Here is a 20,386-nt window from a genome sequence, read left to right as displayed (position 1 = left end):
GAAATGACAAAACCGATTTCCCGAACGATGCAATGATCGCGTAATGCTGGTTTTTTAGATCATGCCCTTTTGCATCCAACATGTGATGCGGCCTGACGTCGCTGCCAAAAAACGGCTGGCTGACGGGGCAGGGGATATTGCAAAGACTGGCGATTTACGCGTTGTTGCTCAACCGGGTATCGGGTGATCACACCGTTTCGAAACAATGTGCCACGCGGCGAAATGCCAGCCAATTTTAGTGCCAGAAGCAGCCAAAAATGACTGACCTTAAGAACATTCGTAACTTTTCGATCATCGCCCATATCGACCACGGTAAATCTACCCTGGCCGACCGCCTGATCCAGTTGACCGGTGGCCTGACCGAACGTGAAATGGCCGATCAGGTTCTCGATTCGATGGATATCGAACGCGAACGTGGCATCACCATTAAGTCCCAGGCCGTTCGGTTGAAATACACCGCCAAGGACGGGCAGGAATATACCCTTAACCTGATGGATACGCCGGGCCACGTTGACTTTGCCTATGAAGTGTCGCGCTCGCTTGCCGCATGCGAAGGATCGCTTCTGGTTGTCGATGCCGCCCAGGGTGTGGAAGCACAGACCCTTGCCAACGTCTATCAGGCGATCGAAAACAACCACGAAATCGTACCTGTCCTGAACAAGGTCGACCTTCCGGCCGCCGAGCCCGATCAGGTCAAGGAACAGATCGAGGAAGTGATTGGCATTGATGCCTCTGACGCGGTGATGATTTCGGCCAAAACCGGGCTGGGCGTGCCTGATGTGCTTGAGGCCCTTGTTCATCGTCTTCCGGCCCCGACCGGGGATGCGGATGCGCCGCTTGAAGTGCTTCTGGTCGATAGCTGGTATGACACCTATCTCGGTGTGATGATTCTGGTGCGCGTGAAGGAAGGTACCCTGAAAAAGGGTCAGAAAGTCCGCTTCATGAACGCCAAGGTCACCCATCAGATCGAACGTGTTGGCGTCTTTACACCAAAACCGCTTGCGCTTGATGAACTCGGCCCGGGTGAAGTCGGCTTTATCAATTGCGGTATGAAAACCGTTGCCGAATGTGAAGTCGGTGACACGATTACCGAGGAAAAACGCCCCTGTGCCAAACCGTTGGCCGGTTTCAAGCCGTCCATCCCGGTTGTGTTCTGTGGCATCTTCCCGGTTGATACCAGCGAATATGAAGTGCTGCGGGATGCGCTGGAAAAGCTGCATCTCAATGACGCATCCTTCCAGTTCGAACCGGAAAACTCGACCGCTCTTGGTCTTGGTTTCCGTTGTGGCTTCCTTGGTCTGCTTCACCTTGAAATCATTCAGGAACGTCTGGAACGCGAGTTCGAGCTTGATCTGATCACGACCGCACCGTCGGTGTCCTACAAGATCACGCTCAGCAAGGGCGAAGAAATCATGCTGCATAACCCGGCAGATTTCCCCGACGTTACCAAGATCAAGGCGATTGAAGAGCCGTGGATCAAGGCTTCGATCATGGTGCCGGACGAATATCTTGGCGGCATCCTGACACTTTGCACCGAACGCCGTGGTGTTCAGCTTGACCTGACCTATGTCGGTAACCGGGCAATGGCGGTTTACAAGCTGCCGCTCAACGAAGTCGTCTTTGACTTCTATGACCGTCTGAAATCGATCTCGCGCGGTTATGCCAGCTTCGATTACGAGATCGCCGGTTACGATGAAAGCGATCTGGTCAAGGTATCCATCCTTGTTAACGAAGAACCGGTCGATGCGCTGGCGCTCATGGTTCACCGTTCGGCGGCTGAATATCGTGGTCGCGAGATCTGTAAGCGTCTTAAGGACCTGATCCCGCGCCAGATGTTCCGGATCGCCATTCAGGCCGCCATCGGTGGCAAGGTGATTGCCCGTGAAACCGTATCAGCACTGCGTAAGGACGTGACGGCGAAATGTTACGGCGGTGACGTTTCACGTAAACGCAAGCTTCTTGAAAAACAGAAGGCCGGTAAGAAAAAGATGCGTCAGTTCGGCAAGGTCGAAATTCCGCAATCGGCCTTTATTAACGCGCTCAAGATGGGCGACGACAAGTAAGCCGAAATTACGATATCGAAACAAAGGCTGTATTCCCTTGCGGATGCAGCCTTTTTTCTTTGTGGTTTCCCATAACCCCATGCTGCGTTATGGATGGCCAGACCAACCCGCTATTTGACCAAGGAGCCCCCGATGGATTTGGACCAGCTTGCCAGACAGGAAGACGTTCTGGTGTTTGACCGTTTTGACGAAGACACCGCCTGGTCAATCGGCCCCAAACTGGTGGGTGTCGCACAGGCGAAAAATGCCCCGGTCGCGGTTAATATCCGCACCCCGGACCGTAACCTGTTTCATGCATCCCTTGCCGGGGCCAAACCGGCCAATGATGCGTGGGCACGCCGCAAAAGCAATCTGGTGCTGCGTGAACATCAAAGCTCGATGCGTTTTGGCGCGGAGCTCAAAGCCAAGGGCAAGACACTGGCCGATCACGGCATTGATTTCGCCGACTATGCCGATCACGGCGGCAGTTTCCCGATCCGGGTTGCCGGGGTGGGCGTGATTGGCGCGATTACGGTATCCGGCCTCGCATCGCATGAAGATCACGGCATGATTGTCGGGGTTCTTGCTGAACATCTTGGCGTGGCGATCTAACCTCTTGGAGTGCGAACGCATGGCCGATAGTCCGAACTGCCGTTTGGCCGAGCATGCAGACCAAGAAATTGTTCGGGAAATTAGTGCTGCGGCCTACATACCGGCATATCAGGCGGTTATCGGTGCGGTGCCAAAGCCTGCTTTTGAAGATTATGCTGAACGGATTGAGGCCGATCTGGTTTGGCTTGCCGAGATAACCCACCAGCCGGTTGGTGTTCTTGTGTTGGCGTTCCCGAAGCATCATGCTGAGATTTACAGTGTTGCGGTGCTACCAGAATTTCAGGGTAGGGGAGTGGCAGCTGGTTTGATTGAGCTGGCCTGTGAGCAATCTAGATTGGGCGGATATGCCAGCATTTCGCTTTATACCAACACAAAGATGCAGGCCAATCGCAGGCTTTATGCTCGTTGTGGCTTTGAGGAAACAGGAACTCGGCCCCATCCTAGTCACGATGGTGAGTTTCTTGTCGATATGGTGCGTTTGCTTTCGACCTAATCAGTCGAAATGGTCGATCTTGGGATCAATATCGGCAAAGCTTGGCAGGGCTGTGCTCATCCAAAGATGCTTTTGGGCTTTGAACGGGCTTGGATCATCAAAGGTGCCAAGGCGGAAATCGATGAAGCTGTCATCATCTCCCTTGCGCCAAGTGATGCTTGACCCGCATTTCGGGCAAAAACCGCGAAATTTGCCAGGTGAGCTTTCATAATCACTCGGTTTGCCATTCCACGAAACGGCACTGGCCGGGAAGCTGACAAAGGTCGAGACACCTGAACCACTATCCTTGCGGCACATGCCGCAATGGCAGTGATTGCCGCCAAGCGGCTCCCCTGATGCAACAAAGCGCACCGCGCCACAAAGACAACCCCCTGAGTGTTCGGAATGTGTTGTGGTCATGGTGCGCTTCCTTGAAAGGTGTGACCAAATGTCGGGCTATTCGTTCGGAACGCCCGTCGTCGTCGAATATTCGAAGTGGAATTCCTTGTCCGGGAACATGTAGGCGCGGGCCGCATGGATCGCACTTGCACCTTCGGCAAAGCCTGACAGGATCAGCTTGAGCTTGTGCTCATAGGTCGCGATATCGCCGATGGCAAAGATGCCCGGCACCGATGTTTCCATGGTCGCCTGTTTGACGCCGATATGGTTTTTCTCAAGATTAAGGCCCCAGTCGGCAATCGGACCGAGTTCCATGGCAAGACCAAAGAACGGCAGGAGATGGTCGGCTTCAAGCTCGCGCTCTTCGCCCTTCAGGGTCGCGACAACCACATGTGACAGGATGCCGTTTTCACCCATAAGGCCTTTAAGCTGATAGGGGATGACCATCTCGATCTTGCCGGCTTCTGCCAGTGCCTGCAGTTTTGCACTGCTGTCCGGGGCGGCACGGAATTTCGGGCGACGATGGACAACCATGACCTTGGCTGCAATGTCATGCAGCGAAAGCGCCCAGTCGACAGCCGAGTCACCGCCACCTGCAATTACGACGTTTTTGCCAGCAAAGTCCGCACGGCGTTTGACGTAATACTGAACGCCACCCGATCCTTCGTAATCTTCAAGGCCATCCATCGGCGGCTTGTTCGGGCCGAAGGCACCGCAACCGGCTGCAATCACGACCGCACCGGCATCAATCACCGTGCCCTTGGTGGTTTCCAGCGTGAAACGGCCGTCATCGCGTTTCTCAAGCTTGGTAACCTGCTGACCCAGATGATAGGTCGGCTCGAACGGATCGGCCTGTTTGGCAAGCTGATGAATAAGGTCCTGACCGGCAATCTGCGGGTGGGCCGGAATGTCAAAAATCGGCTTTTCCGGATAAAGCGCGCTGCACTGGCCGCCAACCATATCAAGCGCGTCGATCACATGGGATTTAAGCCCCAGCATACCGGCTTCGAAAACCGCAAAAAGCCCGACCGGGCCTGCGCCAATAATGGCAATATCTGTGCTATGCGATGCGTCTGACATACTTCTTCCATCCAAATAAAATCGAATTTGGGTAGGGTGCTGACCCCAAGCCCGGCGGTGTGCGGGATTTCTTATGCAGCCAGATAGCATCTGGGGCACGATATCGCAATGTAAACCGGCCTTTTTCCGGCTTTGCGCCGTGAATTGCAGCACATGGGCCAAAACTCATTGCGAAAGGCCGCATCAACCCCCTAAAACAGAGTGCAAGAGCCATTCAAAAGACGGACATCATGACCAGGACAGTCACTGTCAGCGATCAGAACGGGACCGAAGCCCTTGCCGCCAAGCTTGCCGCTGTTGCCAGGGCAGGCGATGTGATCTTGATGCACGGAACACTGGGCATGGGCAAAAGCGCCTTTTGCCGGGCCTTCATCCGGGCGGTGGCCAATAACCCGCATGAAGAAGTCCCCAGTCCGACTTTCACACTGGTACAGATCTATGAGCTTGATCGCGTGCCGGTCTGGCATTTTGACCTTTATCGTTTGTCTGATCCCGAAGAAGTCCATGAATTGGATATCGAGGATGCCTTTTCGGATGCCATCAGCCTGATCGAATGGCCGGATCGCTTGGAATATCTTACCCCGGAAAACCGTCTTGATATTCATATCGAACCCGGATCGACCCCGGATGGTCGTGTGTTCAAGCTTGAACCGCATGGCGAAGAATGGACCGCGCGGATCAATGCTCTGGTGGTAAGCCCGTCATGAACCGCGCAAGCCCCGATCAGGAACGCCGCAATGCCGAACGCCAGGATTTCTTGGTCACCTGCAGCTGGCAAAACGCGCAGGTCATGCCGCTGGTTGATGATGCCTCGGCCCGGAAATATTTCCGTCTTGAACGGCGTCATGACACCGCCCTTCTGATGGATTTTCCGCCCTCGGCCATTTATGTCGATCCGCATGGCATTCATGACAGTCCCGAACGCCCGGCCTCGGTTTCTCCGGTTTTGCAAACAACAAGCCTGTTTCAAAAGGCCGGTTGGCGGGTGCCGGAAATCTACGCGGCGGATGAAAAGCGTGGGTTGGTCCTGATCGAGGATTTCGGTGACATCACCTTTACCGAGGCGTTTCAAGGGAGCGCAATGCTTGATGGCACAACGGAGGATGCGCTTTACCTGCGTGCGGTTGAACAGCTGATCACCCTGCATCGCTTCTGCGACGGCGGCGGAATGAAGGATTGCGGGCTCGTGCGCTATGGTCCGGAAAACCTGCGTCGCATGCTCGCAAGCTTCAAGACCGATTATCTGCCATTGATCATCCCGTATGCGGCCAAGCGCGAGGCGGCAAGTACCGCTTTTGATCAGCTTCTTGAAACTGTCTTACCACTCTGCTGGCAGGTGGGGGAAGTGATCATTCACCGCGATTATCATGTTGATAACCTGATGCTGGTCGAAAATGGCGAGGGTGGTGACGATTGCGGCATCATTGATTTTCAGGACGCGGCCATTGCACCAAGGCCCTATGATCTGGGATCGCTCCTGCGCGATGTGCGCCATGATATCGGCCCGGATCTTGAAACCCGAATGAAGGAATTCTATCTCGCGGCGTTCCCCGATATTGATCGTTCTGATTTCGAAACGGCCTATATTGCGACCTCGATGGTGCGTAATTTCCGCATCCTTGGCCGGTTTGGCTGGCTTGCGATCAAGGCCGGAAAGACCCGCTATTTCGATTTTATCCCGCGCTGCTGGGACATGATCCTGCGCGGGGCTTCTGATCACTTGCCAGCCCTTCAGGATTGGGTGGATGCCCATATCCCGACTGATGCCCGCACCGCCCCGGCACTTGTGAAAAACCAAACCCCATCCGGCAAAGAGGCAAACCCATGAGCGCACCAGAAACAAAGGCACAGGCCATGGTTCTGGCGGCGGGCCTTGGCAAGCGCATGCGCCCGATCACCGATACGGTGCCAAAGCCGCTGATATCGGTCGCAGGCAAGCCGATGCTCGATCACGTGCTTGATAAACTGGCAAACGCCGGTGTCACGCAGGCGGTGGTCAATGCGCACTATCTTGGTCAGCAGATCATTGATCATGTTGGCGACAGAACCGCGCCCGCCATTGTCACCTCGCCCGAAATTGATCTGCTTGAAACCGGCGGCGGGGTGAAAAATGCGCTCTCGAAGCTTAATGACGATGCGGTTCTGATTGCCAATGCCGATGTCTTCTGGACGGAGGGTGCTGAGCCACTGTTTGATCGCCTGATCAATGCCTTTGACCCTGACCATATGGACGCGCTTCTGGCTCTTTATCCGGTGGCAGACGGTTATGGTTATGACGGGGCTGGCGATTTCTTCTGGCAGGTCGACGGGCGGCTCAAACGGCGCGGTGAAGCGCCGTCAGCCCCTTATTTCTTTACAGGTGTGCAGGTCTTGGCACCGCATCTGTTTGAACACACGCCTGATGGTGCCTGGTCGCTCAATGTCGTTTATGACAAGGCACTGGCGGCGGGTCGGTGTTATGGTCTGGTGCATGATGGCGGATATTTCCATATCGGCACGCCCGAGGCGCTCAAGGATTCCGAGCCTGTCATCGCCAAGGCGCTTGAGGTTGAGCGCGCCAAGAAAGCCGCATCCGGGGGGGTTTGATGGCCGACCTGTTTGATTACATGGACGCGCCCGAATATGACGAAGCCTCCTTCGCCGGGCAGGCTTCGCCACCCTCAAACCTGTTTTTCATTCCGCCCGGCGTTGCCTTTGCCGATTTGATTGCCAAACAACTGATGGCTGAAACCGCTGATCAGTCAGATGCGCTGCCTGACTATGTCCTGATGGTGCCCAATCGTCGTTCCGCCAAGGTGATGCGCGATGCTTTCCTGCGGCAATCGCAAGGTGCCGTGACCCTGCTTCCGACCATTCGTCCACTCGGTGAGGCGGATGAAGATGAACTGGCGATTTATGGTGCGGGCGGCGAACAGGCGGCCCTCGACCTGCCCCCCGCCATCCCCGATCTGCAGCGCAAGTTGCTTCTGACCCAGCTCATCATGGGCCGTCCCGATCATCGTGGTGAAAAGCCGACCGCCGATCAGGCCGCCCGACTTGCCGGGGAACTCGCACGCTTTCTTGATCAGGTGCAAACCGAAAACTGCGCCTTTGACGATCTTAAGGGACTGGTGCCCGAAGAATTCGCCGAACACTGGCAGCTCACCCTCGAATTTCTGCAAATTCTCACCATCCACTGGCCGGGGATTCTGGCTTCGCAGGATGTCAGTGACCGGGCCATGCGGCGCAATGCGCTGATTGCGGCACAGATCGCGCTTTGGGCTGAAAAGCCGCCCGAAACGCCGGTTCTGATTGTTGGCTCCACCGGGCCGTTTCCGGCCTTGCGCGATTTGATGAAGGCAGTTCTCGCCATGCCACAGGGCCGGGTGGTTCTGCCCGGTCTGATGGCGGGGCTGAGCCACGAAGACTGGGCGGCGATTGCCGATGATGCCGCCCATCCGCAACATCTACTGGGCAAGACGCTTGGCCATATTGGCCGTCACGCCGATAGTGTTCTGCCCTGGCCGGCCCTTGACCCCGAAAGCGATGCCACCATCGAACGTCGCCGTCTTGCCCGTGAGGCGCTCAGGCCCGCCAAAACCACCCATCACTGGCGCCATATCACAGGTTTTGCGCCGGATGTGATGGATGGCGTTTTGCGTGTTGATTGCTCCGGCGCACGTGAAGAGGCAACCACGATTGCGCTTATGATGCGCGAGGCGCTCGAACATCCTGAAAAGACCTGCGCACTGGTGACACCTGATCGTGGCCTTGCCCGTCGTGTGGCGACGGAACTCCGCCGGTGGGAGGTCGAAATTGATGACTCGGCGGGTATCCCGCTGCATGACACGGCACCGGCGATCTATCTTCGTTTGGTCGTGCGCGCCGTTCAGGAAGAATTCGCCCCGGTTCCGCTTTTGGAACTGCTGAAACACCCATTGTCGGCAGCGGGTCTGTCACCCGAGACCTTCCGCGTTCTGACCCGCCTGCTCGAAAAGGAAGTTCTGCGCGGTGCCCGACCGGGGCCGGGATTGGATGGGTTGCAAACCGCCCTCGATGGCTGGTGCGAGGATACCGTGGCGCGACTTGGCGCATCCGGATCAGACAGCACCATTGGCCGGATCGAGCGCATTCGCGATGATCATGCGCGGCTGAGCGATCTGGTCGCCCGTTTTAAAACCTGTCTTGATGCGCTTGATGACCTGACCGGTGATAAAACCCATGCGCCGGTGCATCTGCTGCGCTGTCACATAACTGCGGCGGAGGCATTGGCAGCCAGCGACACCCAAACCGGGGCTGATCGCCTGTGGCGCGGCGAAGCGGGTGAGGCATTGGCGGATTTTGTCCATGAATTGCTGAACGCACTTGCTGATTTTGCCTCGATGCCGGGCAACCGGTATGGCGCGTTTCTGGATGCGCTTATGGCAGATCGGGCGGTGCGTCCGCGCTATGGCAAACATCCGCGTCTGTTTATCTGGGGAACGGTCGAAGCCCAGATGCAGCAAGCCGATCTGACCATTCTGGGTGGTCTTAATGAAGGCGTCTGGCCGCCGGAAGCCGGCGCTGATCCGTGGATGAGCCGCCCGATGCGCCGTAATTTCGGCCTGCCTGCCCCCGAACACCGGGTCGGGCAATCGGCCCATGATTTCCAGCAGCTGTTTTGTTCGCCCAATGTGGTGATGACCCGTGCCTTGCGTATCGAAGGCACGCCGACCGTGCCGTCGCGCTGGTTGTTACGGATTGAAAACATTCTGCGCAAATCCGGCGTTTCGATGGAAAAACCCGATGCGGTCGAATGGCGTGCACTGGCCGATCTGATTGACGAACCGGCACCTGACATGCGGGTTAAAATCGGTCGCCCGGCACCCAAACCACCGGTATCGGCCCGCCCGGATCGCCTGTCGGTGACCCAGATCGAAACATGGATGCGTGACCCTTATGCGATTTATGCCCGTCATATCCTGGGTCTGCGCAAGCTTGATGGTGTTGATGAGGATCCCGGTGCAGCCGATTACGGCAACCTGATCCACGAGGCCCTTGATCAATTCATCGCCCGTCATCCCGAACATTTGCCACCCGATGGCGAACAGGAATTGCTGATTATTGGCCGTGAAGTGTTCAAACCGCTGGCCGCACGCCCTGGTCTTTGGGCCTTCTGGTGGCCACGGTTCGAGCGCATCGCCAAATGGTTCATCCAGACCGAAGCCGCGCGTCGCGATGCCGTGCGGAAATCCTATACCGAGCAGGCCGGAACCCTTGATACCAGCAGCGGTTTTCAGGTCTATGCAAGGGCTGACCGCATTGATGCTCTGCGCGATGGCGGCATTGCGATCATTGACTATAAAACCGGCGCCCCGCCCAGTCAGGGTGATGTTGCCAACGGTTTTGCTCCGCAACTACCGCTTGAGGCCGCGATTGCCGAAAAGGGTGGCTTTGGCGATGTGCCCGCCGGTCCCCCGGCCAGCATGGCGTTCTGGAAACTCTCGGGCGGCGATCCGGCGGGTGAGATCGTTGAGATCAATACAGGCCGGATGAAAACCACACCGGCCGAACTTGCCCACGCAGCGGTAGATGGCGTGAATGGCTTGGCTGCGGCCTTTGCCGATCCTGAGACACCATACCTGAGTGTTCCGCATCCCGATCACGCGCCGAAATACTCCGACTATGTCCATCTCGCCCGTTTGCGTGAATGGATGGGCAGCGAGGATGTCGAAGAGCTTGATGACGTTGATAGTGGCGGGGAGGGCGATGCGTCATGAGTGAAATGCGCGGAACCGATCCCAACGTCCTGCAACGCAATGCATCTGATCCGAATGCATCGGTCTGGGTGTCGGCCTCTGCCGGCGCGGGCAAGACCAAGGTGCTGTCTGATCGGGTATTGCGCCTGATGCTTTCGGGCACAGAGCCGCATCGGATCCTCTGTCTGACCTTTACCAAGGCCGCTGCTGCCGAGATGGCCAACCGTGTCAATGAACGGCTGGGCCGTTGGGCGACGATGGAGGATCGCGATCTTCAGGCCGATCTTGCCAATCTGGCGGGGACAGCACCCAGTGCCGATGAAACCATCCGCGCCCGCCAGCTGTTTGCCCGGGTGCTCGATGCGCCGGGCGGCATGAAAATCCAGACCATTCACGCCTTTTGTCAGTCGCTGTTGCGTCGTTTCCCGCTGGAAGCCGGACTGGCACCGCATTTTGAAATCATGGATGACCGTACAGCGGCTGAAACCATGGCCGATGTACAGGAAGAGGTCCTGGCATTCGCCCGCACCGGCCGCGACGATGATCTGGCCCATGCCCTGTCGGTCGTCACTGGTCAGGTCCGCGAAGGCGCCTTTGGCGAGGTCATGAGCGAACTGGCGCGTGAACGTGGTCGGCTTAAACGCATGCTCACCAATCTTGGTGGGGCCAACCGCATGCGCGATGCGGTCTATAAGGCACTTGGCGTGCCGGTCGGACTTGATGATGAAACCATCCTGACCAAGGCCCTTTCCGATGATGCCTTTGATCGTGATGGCTTGATGCGCGGGCTGGCTGCCCTTGAGGCCGGAACCAAAACCGATATCGCCCGCGTCCCGGCATTGGCGCAATTCCTTGAAAAGACAACAGTCGAAGACCGCCTTGCGGTGTTTAACGAATATCGCAGCGTCTTTTTCACCACGGCCGGTGAACCGCGTGCCAAGCTGATCACCAAGGGGGCGGCTGAAAACCATCCGATGGGCGCCGACGCGCTTGAGCAGGAATGCGCCCGGTTGGTTGAGGTCGACCGACAACGTAAGGCCGCCGCCATGGCCGGTGCGACTTCGGCCCTGATTACCATCGGCAATGCGATGCTGGATCGCTATGCCACCAAAAAGGCCCTGCATGCGCGCCTTGATTATGATGACCTGATCCTCACCAGCCTGCAGCTTCTGCAACGTCAGGCCGGGATTGCCGGCTGGGTATTGTTCAAGCTGGACGAGGGCCTTGATCACGTCCTGATTGACGAGGCGCAGGATACCAACCCCGAACAGTGGGAAGTGGTGCGTATTCTGGCGGAAGAATTCTTTATCGATGCCGGGCGCCATGCCGATAAGCCGCGCACCATCTTTGCCGTCGGTGACGCCAAGCAATCGATCTATAGCTTCCAGCGCGCCGATCCGGAAAAGTTCGCCGAAATGCGCCGATATTTCCGCGAACGGGCACGTGAAATTGCCGCTGACTGGCGTGAAGTCCCCATGAACATCTCGTTCCGCTCCACCGACGCGGTGCTGGGCACGGTGGACCGTGTCTTTGCTGGCCCGGTCGCCAAGCAGGGGGTCGGTGATGACGGGGCGGATGTTCTCCACAGCCCGTTCCGCGTCGGGCAGGCTGGCCGGATTGAACTTTGGCCGGCGGTCGAACCCGAAGAACGCGAAGCCGAAGACCCCTGGACGCCGCCGACCCGGATTGTTCGCCTTGAAGATCCGGAAATCCGCCTGGCACGTGTCATTGCCGGGCGTATCCGCCATGCGATTGATGAAAAGGAAACCCTGACATCACGTAGTCGTCCAGTACGCGCGGGCGACTTCATGATCCTTGTGCGCCGTCGTACCGCCTTTGTTGATGAGGTCGTCAAGGCGCTCAAGGAACGTAACGTTCCGGTCGCCGGGGTCGACCGTATGCAGATCACCGATCAGCTCGCCGTGATGGATCTGGTGGCGTTTGGTCGCTTCCTGCTGATGCCCGAAGATGACCTGACCCTGGCCGAGGTGCTCAAAAGCCCGCTGATCGGGCTTGATGATGATCAACTGTTTGAAATCGCCCATAACCGCCCCAGAACTCTTTGGCATGCGTTGCGTGAAAAGGCCGCCGCGGTTGAAGACGGATCACCGTTTGCGCGTGCCTACGCCTTTTTGTTCAAGTGGCTCGGCCGGGTCGATTACGAACGCCCGTTCGAACTTTATGCCGAACTTCTGGGCGGTCGGGGTGAAGAAGCCCGTGGGGTGCGCGCCCGTCTTGTCGGCCGTTTGGGGATCGAGGCCAATGACCCGATTGACGAATTCCTCAACCTCGCGATGGGTTATGAGGCCGATCATGCCCCGACATTGCAGGGCTTCTTGCACTGGCTGATGGCCGGCGATGCTGAAATCAAGCGTGACCTTGAACAAAGCGGGCGTGACGAAGTCCGCATCATGACCGTCCATGGTGCCAAGGGTCTGCAGGCCCCCATCGTCTTCCTGCCCGACACCATGCAGGTTCCAACACAGGCCCCCAACCTGTTTTGGCAGGAAGATCGCAACCTGATGTTCTGGTTGCCGCGCGTGGCGCTTGAAACCGATATTGTTGCCCGCCTGCGTGATGACATCGCGCTCAAACGCGATCAGGAATATAACCGCCTGCTTTATGTCGCACTCACCCGTGCTGAAGACCGGCTTTACATCTGCGGCTGGCAGGGGCGGCGTAAGGCGCCCGAGCATTGCTGGTACAATCTGTGTAGCCAGGCGATGGAAGGCTACGCCAAACCAGCACAGATCGATCTTTCCACCTATTCCGGTTCGGGCTGGAACGGCGAAGGCTGGGTCTGGGAAACCGATCAAAGCCAGGCGCCAAAACCCGATCGCACGGATGATGTTTCGGATTCAAAACAATCCACCAAACGTCAGTTGATCCGCGCGGTTGCCCCCGAGGAATCTTTCCCGCCCAAGCCACTTGCCCCCAGTCGCCCGCTTGAGGACGAACCGGCGGTTCAATCCCCGCTTGGCGGTGATCAGGGACAAAGCTTCAAGCGTGGCCTTCTGATCCACAAGCTGCTGGAACTCTTGCCCGATCTGCCGGAACAGGCCCGCCAGAAGGCGGCGGAGCGTTTCCTCGCCCAGCCAATCCATGCGCTTGATGCTGATCTGCAGGTGGAAATCGCCAATGAAACGCTGGGCATTTTCGATAATCCGGATTTCGCACCGGTCTTTGCGCCCGGGTCGCGGGCTGAGGTGCCTTTGGTCGGGATTGTTGGCGGGGATGTGGTTTCCGCCCAGATTGACCGGCTTGTGGTGCGTGATGATGAAGTGATGATTGTCGATTACAAAACCAATCGTCCGCCCCCCCGCGATGTTGAGGACACGCCACGTGCCTACCGCCGCCAGATGTCGATCTATCGCGCAGCCTTGGCGCAGATGTATCCGGGCAAGAAGGTCAGGTGTTTCATCCTCTGGACCAACGGGCCGTGGATGGTGGAGTTGCCCGACCATATTTTGACATTTGGCTGACGTTATCGACTCTGCGTGATGCCTGACTTCGCGCGGCTGTGATCATGCGTGGGGTCCCAATGCGCTTGACGTTTGCATCCGTGCTGCCTACCTTGGCCTCATAAAGCGGATCGAGGTTCGCGGGTTCGCCCGCCTTGCCTCGTAACAACTAGGATCTGAAAGTATGACCACGATTAAAGTTTCCGACGGTTCGTTCGATACCGACGTTCTGGGTTCCAACGACCCGGTTCTGGTCGATTTCTGGGCTGAGTGGTGCGGTCCGTGCAAACAGATTGCCCCATATCTCGATGAAATCGCTGGTGAACTGGGCGGCAAGCTCAAGATCGCCAAGGTGAATATCGACGAAAACCCGAACACCCCGGCGAAATACGGTGTTCGTGGCATTCCGACCCTGATGATCTTCAAGGGCGGTGAAGTCGCGGCGATGAAAGTCGGCGCACTGCCGAAAAGTGCCCTTGTCGACTGGATCAACCAGTCGATCTGATCTTTATCGGATCATGAATTTAAAAAGGCGGGCTGAATTTCAGGCCGCCTTTTTTCTGTGCGCTGCCTTTGAAATCAGGCGGCCCGGATGTCTTCAAGGAAACGCTTGATCTGCCACAGAAGGGCCTGTGATTTGTCCGACAGGCTGTTTGATGCGCTAAGCACCTCACCGGATGCCTGACGTTCTTCCTCGGCAGATTCCCGAAGGCCAACCACGTTATGCGCAACTTCCTTGGTACCTGCAGCGGCCTCGGCGACGTTACGCGCGATTTCACCGGTTGCGGCGTCCTGTTCGCTCACGGCTGCGGCGATGCCACCGGCAACCTCATTCAGTTCCTTCATGCGCGAAGACAGATGCTCGATCGCGCCAAGGGCACCCTGGGTGCTGTTCTGAATGCCTTCGATCTGTCCGGCGATGTCTTCGGTCGCGCGCGTGGTCTGATTGGCAAGGTTTTTGACCTCGGCTGCGACAACGGCAAAGCCTTTGCCGGCTTCACCCGCACGCGCGGCCTCGATCGTCGCATTCAGGGCCAGAAGGTTGGTCTGTTCGGCAATTGATTGGATGAGCTCAACCACTTCGCCAATCTTGTCTGATGCATTTGCCAGTTCGGCAAAGATCGAGCTGGCGTCATCCGCCTCATCGGCACCCGATTGTGCAATATCCGATGAACGGCTGACCTGTGCGGTGATTTCGTCAATTGCGGCGGCCAGCTGTTCGGCAGCGGACGCCACTGTTTCAACGTTGGTTGCGGCCTGTTCGGTGGCAGCCGCAACATTTGCGGCCTGACTTGATGTTTGATCAGACTGGGCTGCCATGCCGGTCGCCGTGCCACGCAGTTGATCAACCGCGGCATTGACCACGGTCAGATCGCTTTCGACATCCTGTTCGAACTGGGCAATGCGGGCAGCAACCTGTTTGGCGCGCGCGAGCTGGGCTTCGTTTGCGGCTTCCTGTTCCTTTTGCAGGCGATCGGCCTTTTCGCGGTTCTCCCGGAAGACTTCAAGCGCGCGGGCCAGATCACCGATTTCGTCTTTGCGATCTGCAGCGTCACTGCTGACTGAAGTATCCCCTTCGGCAAGCCGCGACAGCGCCTCGGTAATGCCGCGCATCGGGGCGGTTGTGCTGCGTTCGATCGCAAAGGCGAGCCCGCCAATCACCGCCATGATGACCACAAGGGCGATAATATCGAGGGTTGCGACATTCCAGAAAGCAGCATCAACATCATCGGTATAAATGCCTGCGGCAACGACCAGATCCCAACCCTTTACCAGTTTGGCATAGGCCAGTTTCGGCTCATCATTGTTCGTGCTTGGGTGCGGCCAGACATAGGAAACAAAACCTTCGCCAGACTTAACGGCTACGGCGCTCAGATCCGCAATCGGGGTTGCGCCGGTCGGATCCTTGATGGACCCGGCACTTTTACCCACCAGATTGGGGGCCAGCGGATGCATTGCCATCGTGCCGTCGCGTTCCATGACAAAGACATAGTTGTTGTTGTCAAATCGCTGGTTCGCAAGTGTGGCAAGGGCGGTTTCCTTTGCCTCGGCCTCGCTCATGTCGCCGGCCTTGGCGCGCTTGGCATAATCCTGAACGATGCTCGTTGACTGATCCACGACATAGCGCAGGGTGATCTTGCGATCTTCGACCATGGTTTCGTAAAGGGAGTACAAGTTCAGAATGGAAGACGCCGCCAGCGCGATTGCCACCAGAACCATTACGCCGCGCAACTTCCACGCGAATGAAAAATCAGAGAGCCTCATTGTAGGACCTAACCCGAATGTATGATGAGTGTATGTGGACCGATTGATCGAAGAAAAAGCAGATCAAGTGTGGCTATAGTGAACTCTGAGAATCATACATTGATGTGAATTAAATCACTGAAGAAAAACACGCTAAGTGTATGAAAATAAGCCATCTATATATTGTAATCGGGTAAATTATGTTCTTTTGATTTAGTTGTAAATGTTAAAAAGAACGCAAGGTGCGTATCTCGCTGGGGAATTCAGACCTAGCCCGGACGGGCTAGCCGAATTTCAACCCCGGGTAAATGATCCTGTCCGCGCGACAAGCAAACCAATTTTCACCTAGCGGTTCGAGTCGACAGCCAAACAATTTCATTTTCTACCTTTGATGACAAAAGGCGGGCCACCATCGTGACCCGCCTTTATATATCCGTGGAATGATGCTCTGCCGATCAGGTCGGCGAACGATCAGTACTCGTAGGGCGTACCATCCATGTTTTCCATCAGGACTTCACGCTTGCCGACATGGTTGGCGGCTGAAACGACGCCGTTTTCTTCCATCTGTTCGATGATGCGGGCTGCGCGGTTGTAACCGATTGATAGTTTGCGCTGGATGAAGCTGGTCGATGCCTTTTTCTCACGTAGAACAATACCGACCGCCTGATTGTAAAGATCATCATCGGATCCTGCACCGCCGCCAGCACCGGCATTGCCGCCGCCCATATAGGCCGCAACCGGATCTTCTTCGGGTTCTTCGGTAACGGTTTCAAGATAGGCCGGGTCGCCCTGATCACGCAGATGCTTGACGATGCTTTCGACTTCCTCGTCCGAAACAAACGGGCCGTGGACACGTTGCAAACGGCCACCCTGACCCATGTAAAGCATGTCCCCCTGACCGAGAAGCTGCTCAGCACCCATTTCACCCAGAATGGTGCGAGAATCGATTTTCGAGGTCACGGAATAGGAAATACGTGTCGGGAAGTTGGCCTTGATCGTACCGGTAATAACGTCGACCGACGGACGCTGGGTCGCCATGATCAGGTGTAGGCCGGCTGCACGCGCCATCTGTGCCAGACGCTGGATCGAGGCCTCCACATCCTTACCTGCAACCAGCATCAGGTCGGCCATTTCGTCAACGATGATGACGATAAACGGCAGCGGCTCCATCGGCAGTTCCTGATCTTCAAAGATCGGTTTGCCGGTTTCCGGATCAAATCCGGTCTGAACGCGTCGGGTCAATTGTTCGCCCTTGGCGGCGGCTTCCTTGATGCGTTTGTTATAGCCCGCAATGTTACGTACGCCGACCTGGCTCATGGCGCGATACCGGTCTTCCATCTCGCGCACGGCCCATTTCAGGGCGACAACAGCCTTGTGCGGGTCGGTGACAACCGGGGTCAGCAGGTGCGGGATACCATCATAGATCGACAGTTCAAGCATCTTGGGGTCGATCATGATGAAGCGGCATTCTTCGGGCTTCATTCGATACAGCAATGACAGGATCATCGCATTCACACCGACCGACTTACCCGAACCGGTGGTACCGGCAATCAGCAAGTGCGGCATTTTCGCAAGGTCGGCAATCACCGGGGTGCCGCCGATATCCTTGCCCAGGCTCATATTGAGCTTGCCGCTATTCTTTTCAAAATCGCTGGATGCCAGAATTTCATGCAGATGCACGGTTTCACGCCGCACATTGGGAAGCTCGATCCCGATAACGTTGCGCCCCGGCACCACGGCAACACGGGCGGCAATCGCACTCATGGAGCGCGCTATATCATCGGCAAGGCCAATGACGCGCGATGATTTCACACCCGCAGCCGGTTCCAGCTCATAAAGCGTCACAACCGGACCCGGACGGACCTGGACGATCTCGCCCTTAACACCAAAGTCCTGAAGCACGGTTTCAAGCAGGCGGGCATTTTGCGCCAGTGCTTCCTGATCAATCGGGTTGGCATCGGCCGGATCGGCTTCCTGCAACAGATCAAGCGGCGGGAAGCGGTATTCTTCAGATCCCAGATCAAACGATGCTTGACGCTGGGCTGCAGCCTTCTGGCTTGGTTGCAGCTTGGCTGCCGGGGCGGCAACGATATGTACCGGCGGTTCGTGATCGCCGTCATCATCGTCAAATCCGTCATCGTCATCGGCGGTGGTCGTCGGTTCGGATTTGCGGGTCGAAATTGCCGTGCCAAGTTTCGATTTGCCCTTGTCCATCGACGGTTCCTGGCGCGAGCCGGGGGCGCGTTTGGCAATCGGTTCGTCATTGCTGCCGGTCGGGATAATGGCGCGAATGCCCGAGATCACCTTACCGCCAGCAAAGGAAAGTGCTGTTCCCAAGCGTTCCCATTCCGACAGGGAATAGGCCATGCAAAAGATCGTCAGTGCCAGACCAAGCACCATGGATGCCAGCGCAATCAGGGCCCGTGCACCGGGAACGCCAATCATGGCAAAACCGGCCTGAAGCTTACCAAGCAGCAAATCACCGGCAAAACCGCCCAACCCGACGGTGAGCGGCCAATGCATGCCCGGCTGAATGGCCGCGGCCGAGGTCGCCACCAGCAGCAATGCCAGCGGCAGAACAAGAAAGCGCACCCACATCCAGCGGAACGGTTTCACCGCAATCAGGCGCAAGCCCCAACCAACCAGCAAAACCGTGATCAGGGCGGACGCCAAACCGAGGGTACGCAGCATTACATCCGCGCCATATGCACCAACAATGCCCAGCGGATTAAACACCGTCGTGCGGTCGGTGGCATGGTTAAAGGACGGGTCGCCCGGATGGAAGCCGATCAACATGACGAACAGCGCCATGGCCAGCAATACCAGCCCAAGGCCGCAAAACCGCAAACCACTGCGCTTGAGCAGTGTCACGAGACTGCCGGGCATGAAAGCGGTTCCAAGAGTGTTTGACTGGCTGCTCATCTGGGTATCCGTTCTGGTTAAGTCCTGCTGTACTGCTGGGGCGAGGTGCCGGTTTTAGCTTTCCAGCGCTTTCGCGATGCGGGTCAGTCCTTCCCGCGTGGTTTCAAGATCATGGACAAGGGCAATGCGGATGAATTGTTTGCCCGGATTGTTGCCCTTGGCATCGGTCATCGACAGATAGCTGCCCGGGATGACCTTGACCCCGGTTTCCTTCCAGATCTTCTGCGTGGCGGCTTCGTCATCGCCGACATCAAGCCACAGGAAAAATCCACCCGGCGGGCGATAAAAGCCGAACCGGTTGCCAAAGACTTCCTCGGCAATATCGATTTTGGCGCGATAGATGTCGCGATTGGCTTCGGCATGGGCATCATCGTTCCAAAGCGCTGTGGAGGCCGCCATAACCGGCATCGGAATGGTGGCGGAGCAATAGCTGCGAAGTGCCGTGAAGCGTTTGATGATTTTTTCATCACCGGCAACGAAGCCCGATCTCAGGCCCGGCGCGCTGGAACGTTTCGACAGGCTGTGGAACACAAGGATGTTGTCCATCTTGCCGCCTTGGGCCGCACAGATCTCAAGCGCCCCGGTCGGTGCAGTGCGATCATAGATATTGGCGTAGCATTCATCCATCGCCAGCACGAAGTCATGTTTGCGCGCCAGGGCAATGATCTGTTCAAGATAGTCCCGCGATGCAATCGCCCCTTGCGGATTGGCCGGCGAGCACAGGAAGAACAGTGCGCAGGCATCAAGATCCTTGGGGGCAATCTGATCAAGATCGGGCAGGAAGCCATTTTCCGGACCCGCAGCAAGCGGCACCATTTCGGCATCATTGAGAACCGCCGCCCCGCAATAGACCTGATAAAACGGGTTGGGCAGCAAGACCTTTGGTTTCGGTCCTGGCTGATCCTGTGGAATGACGGTGGTTGCGATCAGATAAAGCGCTTCGCGCGTGCCTGCGACCGGCAGGACGTGATCATCGCGATCAATCATGTCTTTGGGCAGGTTATAGCGGCGATCGAGCCAGTTCTTGATGGCCTCGCGCAGTTCGGGTGTGCCGGCACCGGGCGGGTATTTGTGCCAGAGGCTGGCATATTTGACCATCGCCTCGGTGATTATGGCGGGCGGTTCATGCTGGGGTTCGCCGATCGACATGACGAGCGGCTGCTGGCCGGGTTCGATACCGTCCAGCAGGGTTGCCAATCGCGGAAACGGATAGGCAGGCAATTGATCCAGGCGCGCGTTAAACATGTTTGTCGTCATTCCAGCATGGTCTGTGGTCCGCGTTTAGCGGGCCAATTATTCAGAAGATGGGTAAAATCCCCTGACTTTACCCCTATGCCAAAAGTGCAAAGAAACATTTAAGAGCGGCGTTAAATCGGCTTCATACTGCGGATGAGAAGCTTGCCTGTTATCTGTGCAAGCTTTGAAATCAGCCATAAG

Annotated in this window: 14 protein-coding genes; 9 read left to right on the top strand and 5 right to left on the bottom strand. The window is 56.9% G+C overall.

The genetic code is table 11. The features are described from left to right. The first annotated feature begins 257 nt into the window (after positions 1-257). From lepA to UF64_RS16720, 3 genes are all read left to right on the top strand, one after another. The gene (gene lepA, locus UF64_RS16730; RefSeq protein WP_044829751.1) at positions 258-2,063 is read left to right on the top strand and encodes a translation elongation factor 4; all 1,806 of its coding nucleotides are present in this window, start codon (positions 258-260) and stop codon (positions 2,061-2,063) included. A 132-nt stretch (positions 2,064-2,195) separates the two neighbouring features. Further along, a complete protein-coding gene (locus tag UF64_RS16725) occupies positions 2,196-2,654 on the top strand; it encodes a heme-degrading domain-containing protein (protein ID WP_044829750.1) in 459 nt (152 codons plus the stop codon). A 19-nt stretch (positions 2,655-2,673) separates the two neighbouring features. After that, on the top strand, positions 2,674-3,147 hold the full coding sequence (locus UF64_RS16720) for a GNAT family N-acetyltransferase (RefSeq protein WP_044829749.1): 474 nt from the start codon (positions 2,674-2,676) through the stop codon (positions 3,145-3,147). Here UF64_RS16720 and UF64_RS16715 read toward each other — a convergent pair whose 3' ends face one another. Both UF64_RS16715 and UF64_RS16710 read right to left on the bottom strand, forming a co-directional pair. After that, the gene (locus UF64_RS16715) at positions 3,148-3,546 is read right to left on the bottom strand and encodes a GFA family protein (protein WP_044829748.1); all 399 of its coding nucleotides are present in this window, start codon (positions 3,544-3,546) and stop codon (positions 3,148-3,150) included. Positions 3,547-3,582: 36 nt separating this feature from the next. Next, positions 3,583-4,605, bottom strand: coding sequence for an NAD(P)/FAD-dependent oxidoreductase (locus tag UF64_RS16710; protein WP_044829747.1), 1,023 nt, complete (start codon positions 4,603-4,605; stop codon positions 3,583-3,585). Between the two features lie 230 nt (positions 4,606-4,835). Here UF64_RS16710 and tsaE point away from each other — a divergent pair, with 230 nt between their 5' ends. The 6 genes from tsaE to trxA all read left to right on the top strand — a co-directional run bounded on the left by tsaE (position 4,836) and on the right by trxA (position 14,288). Beyond that, on the top strand, positions 4,836-5,312 hold the full coding sequence (gene tsaE, locus UF64_RS16705; protein WP_044829746.1) for a tRNA (adenosine(37)-N6)-threonylcarbamoyltransferase complex ATPase subunit type 1 TsaE: 477 nt from the start codon (positions 4,836-4,838) through the stop codon (positions 5,310-5,312). Further along, complete coding sequence (locus tag UF64_RS16700) at positions 5,309-6,433, top strand: aminoglycoside phosphotransferase family protein (protein ID WP_044829745.1); 1,125 nt, start codon at positions 5,309-5,311, stop codon at positions 6,431-6,433. The genes tsaE and UF64_RS16700 overlap by 4 nt, the downstream gene beginning before the upstream one ends. Next, complete coding sequence (locus tag UF64_RS16695; RefSeq protein WP_044829744.1) at positions 6,430-7,191, top strand: nucleotidyltransferase family protein; 762 nt, start codon at positions 6,430-6,432, stop codon at positions 7,189-7,191. The genes UF64_RS16700 and UF64_RS16695 overlap by 4 nt, the downstream gene beginning before the upstream one ends. Continuing rightward, complete coding sequence (gene addB, locus UF64_RS16690; RefSeq protein WP_052657680.1) at positions 7,191-10,343, top strand: double-strand break repair protein AddB; 3,153 nt, start codon at positions 7,191-7,193, stop codon at positions 10,341-10,343. The genes UF64_RS16695 and addB overlap by 1 nt, the downstream gene beginning before the upstream one ends. Beyond that, positions 10,340-13,804 (top strand): double-strand break repair helicase AddA, encoded by a 3,465-nt coding sequence (gene addA, locus UF64_RS16685; protein ID WP_044829743.1) that lies wholly within the window; start codon positions 10,340-10,342, stop codon positions 13,802-13,804. Before addB ends, addA begins: the two co-directional genes overlap by 4 nt. Positions 13,805-13,967: 163 nt before the next feature. Continuing rightward, positions 13,968-14,288 carry a thioredoxin TrxA gene (gene trxA, locus UF64_RS16680; protein ID WP_008888557.1) on the top strand — a complete coding sequence of 107 codons (321 nt, stop codon included), beginning with the start codon at positions 13,968-13,970 and terminating at the stop codon, positions 14,286-14,288. Positions 14,289-14,362: 74 nt separating this feature from the next. Here the strand turns inward: trxA and UF64_RS16675 are convergent, their stop codons facing one another. The 3 genes from UF64_RS16675 to UF64_RS16665 all read right to left on the bottom strand — a co-directional run bounded on the left by UF64_RS16675 (position 14,363) and on the right by UF64_RS16665 (position 20,206). Next, positions 14,363-16,048, bottom strand: coding sequence for a methyl-accepting chemotaxis protein (locus UF64_RS16675; RefSeq protein WP_044829742.1), 1,686 nt, complete (start codon positions 16,046-16,048; stop codon positions 14,363-14,365). Positions 16,049-16,498: 450 nt separating this feature from the next. Next, entirely contained in the window at positions 16,499-18,949 is a 2,451-nt protein-coding gene (locus UF64_RS16670; protein ID WP_044829741.1) for a DNA translocase FtsK, read from the bottom strand. A 54-nt stretch (positions 18,950-19,003) separates the two neighbouring features. Further along, on the bottom strand, positions 19,004-20,206 hold the full coding sequence (locus tag UF64_RS16665; protein WP_235285121.1) for an aminotransferase class I/II-fold pyridoxal phosphate-dependent enzyme: 1,203 nt from the start codon (positions 20,204-20,206) through the stop codon (positions 19,004-19,006). Between the last annotated feature and the right edge of the window lie 180 nt (positions 20,207-20,386).

It is taken from the genome of Thalassospira sp. HJ (genome assembly GCF_000948415.1).
Classification (GTDB): Bacteria; Pseudomonadota; Alphaproteobacteria; order Rhodospirillales; family Thalassospiraceae; genus Thalassospira.
Note: the sequence above shows the minus strand (reverse complement) of the source record. Positions and strands in the feature narration are given on the sequence as shown.

Coding starts and splice junctions, on each gene's coding strand:
- tsaE (WP_044829746.1), top strand. CDS start 4,836: ATGACCAGGACAGTCACTGTCAGCGATCAGAACGGGACCGAAGCCCTT.
- UF64_RS16665 (WP_235285121.1), bottom strand. CDS start 20,206: ATGACGACAAACATGTTTAACGCGCGCCTGGATCAATTGCCTGCCTAT.
- UF64_RS16720 (WP_044829749.1), top strand. CDS start 2,674: ATGGCCGATAGTCCGAACTGCCGTTTGGCCGAGCATGCAGACCAAGAA.
- addA (WP_044829743.1), top strand. CDS start 10,340: ATGAGTGAAATGCGCGGAACCGATCCCAACGTCCTGCAACGCAATGCA.
- UF64_RS16670 (WP_044829741.1), bottom strand. CDS start 18,949: ATGAGCAGCCAGTCAAACACTCTTGGAACCGCTTTCATGCCCGGCAGT.
- trxA (WP_008888557.1), top strand. CDS start 13,968: ATGACCACGATTAAAGTTTCCGACGGTTCGTTCGATACCGACGTTCTG.
- UF64_RS16675 (WP_044829742.1), bottom strand. CDS start 16,048: ATGAGGCTCTCTGATTTTTCATTCGCGTGGAAGTTGCGCGGCGTAATG.
- UF64_RS16710 (WP_044829747.1), bottom strand. CDS start 4,605: ATGTCAGACGCATCGCATAGCACAGATATTGCCATTATTGGCGCAGGC.
- UF64_RS16700 (WP_044829745.1), top strand. CDS start 5,309: ATGAACCGCGCAAGCCCCGATCAGGAACGCCGCAATGCCGAACGCCAG.
- UF64_RS16695 (WP_044829744.1), top strand. CDS start 6,430: ATGAGCGCACCAGAAACAAAGGCACAGGCCATGGTTCTGGCGGCGGGC.
- lepA (WP_044829751.1), top strand. CDS start 258: ATGACTGACCTTAAGAACATTCGTAACTTTTCGATCATCGCCCATATC.
- addB (WP_052657680.1), top strand. CDS start 7,191: ATGGCCGACCTGTTTGATTACATGGACGCGCCCGAATATGACGAAGCC.
- UF64_RS16715 (WP_044829748.1), bottom strand. CDS start 3,546: ATGACCACAACACATTCCGAACACTCAGGGGGTTGTCTTTGTGGCGCG.
- UF64_RS16725 (WP_044829750.1), top strand. CDS start 2,196: ATGGATTTGGACCAGCTTGCCAGACAGGAAGACGTTCTGGTGTTTGAC.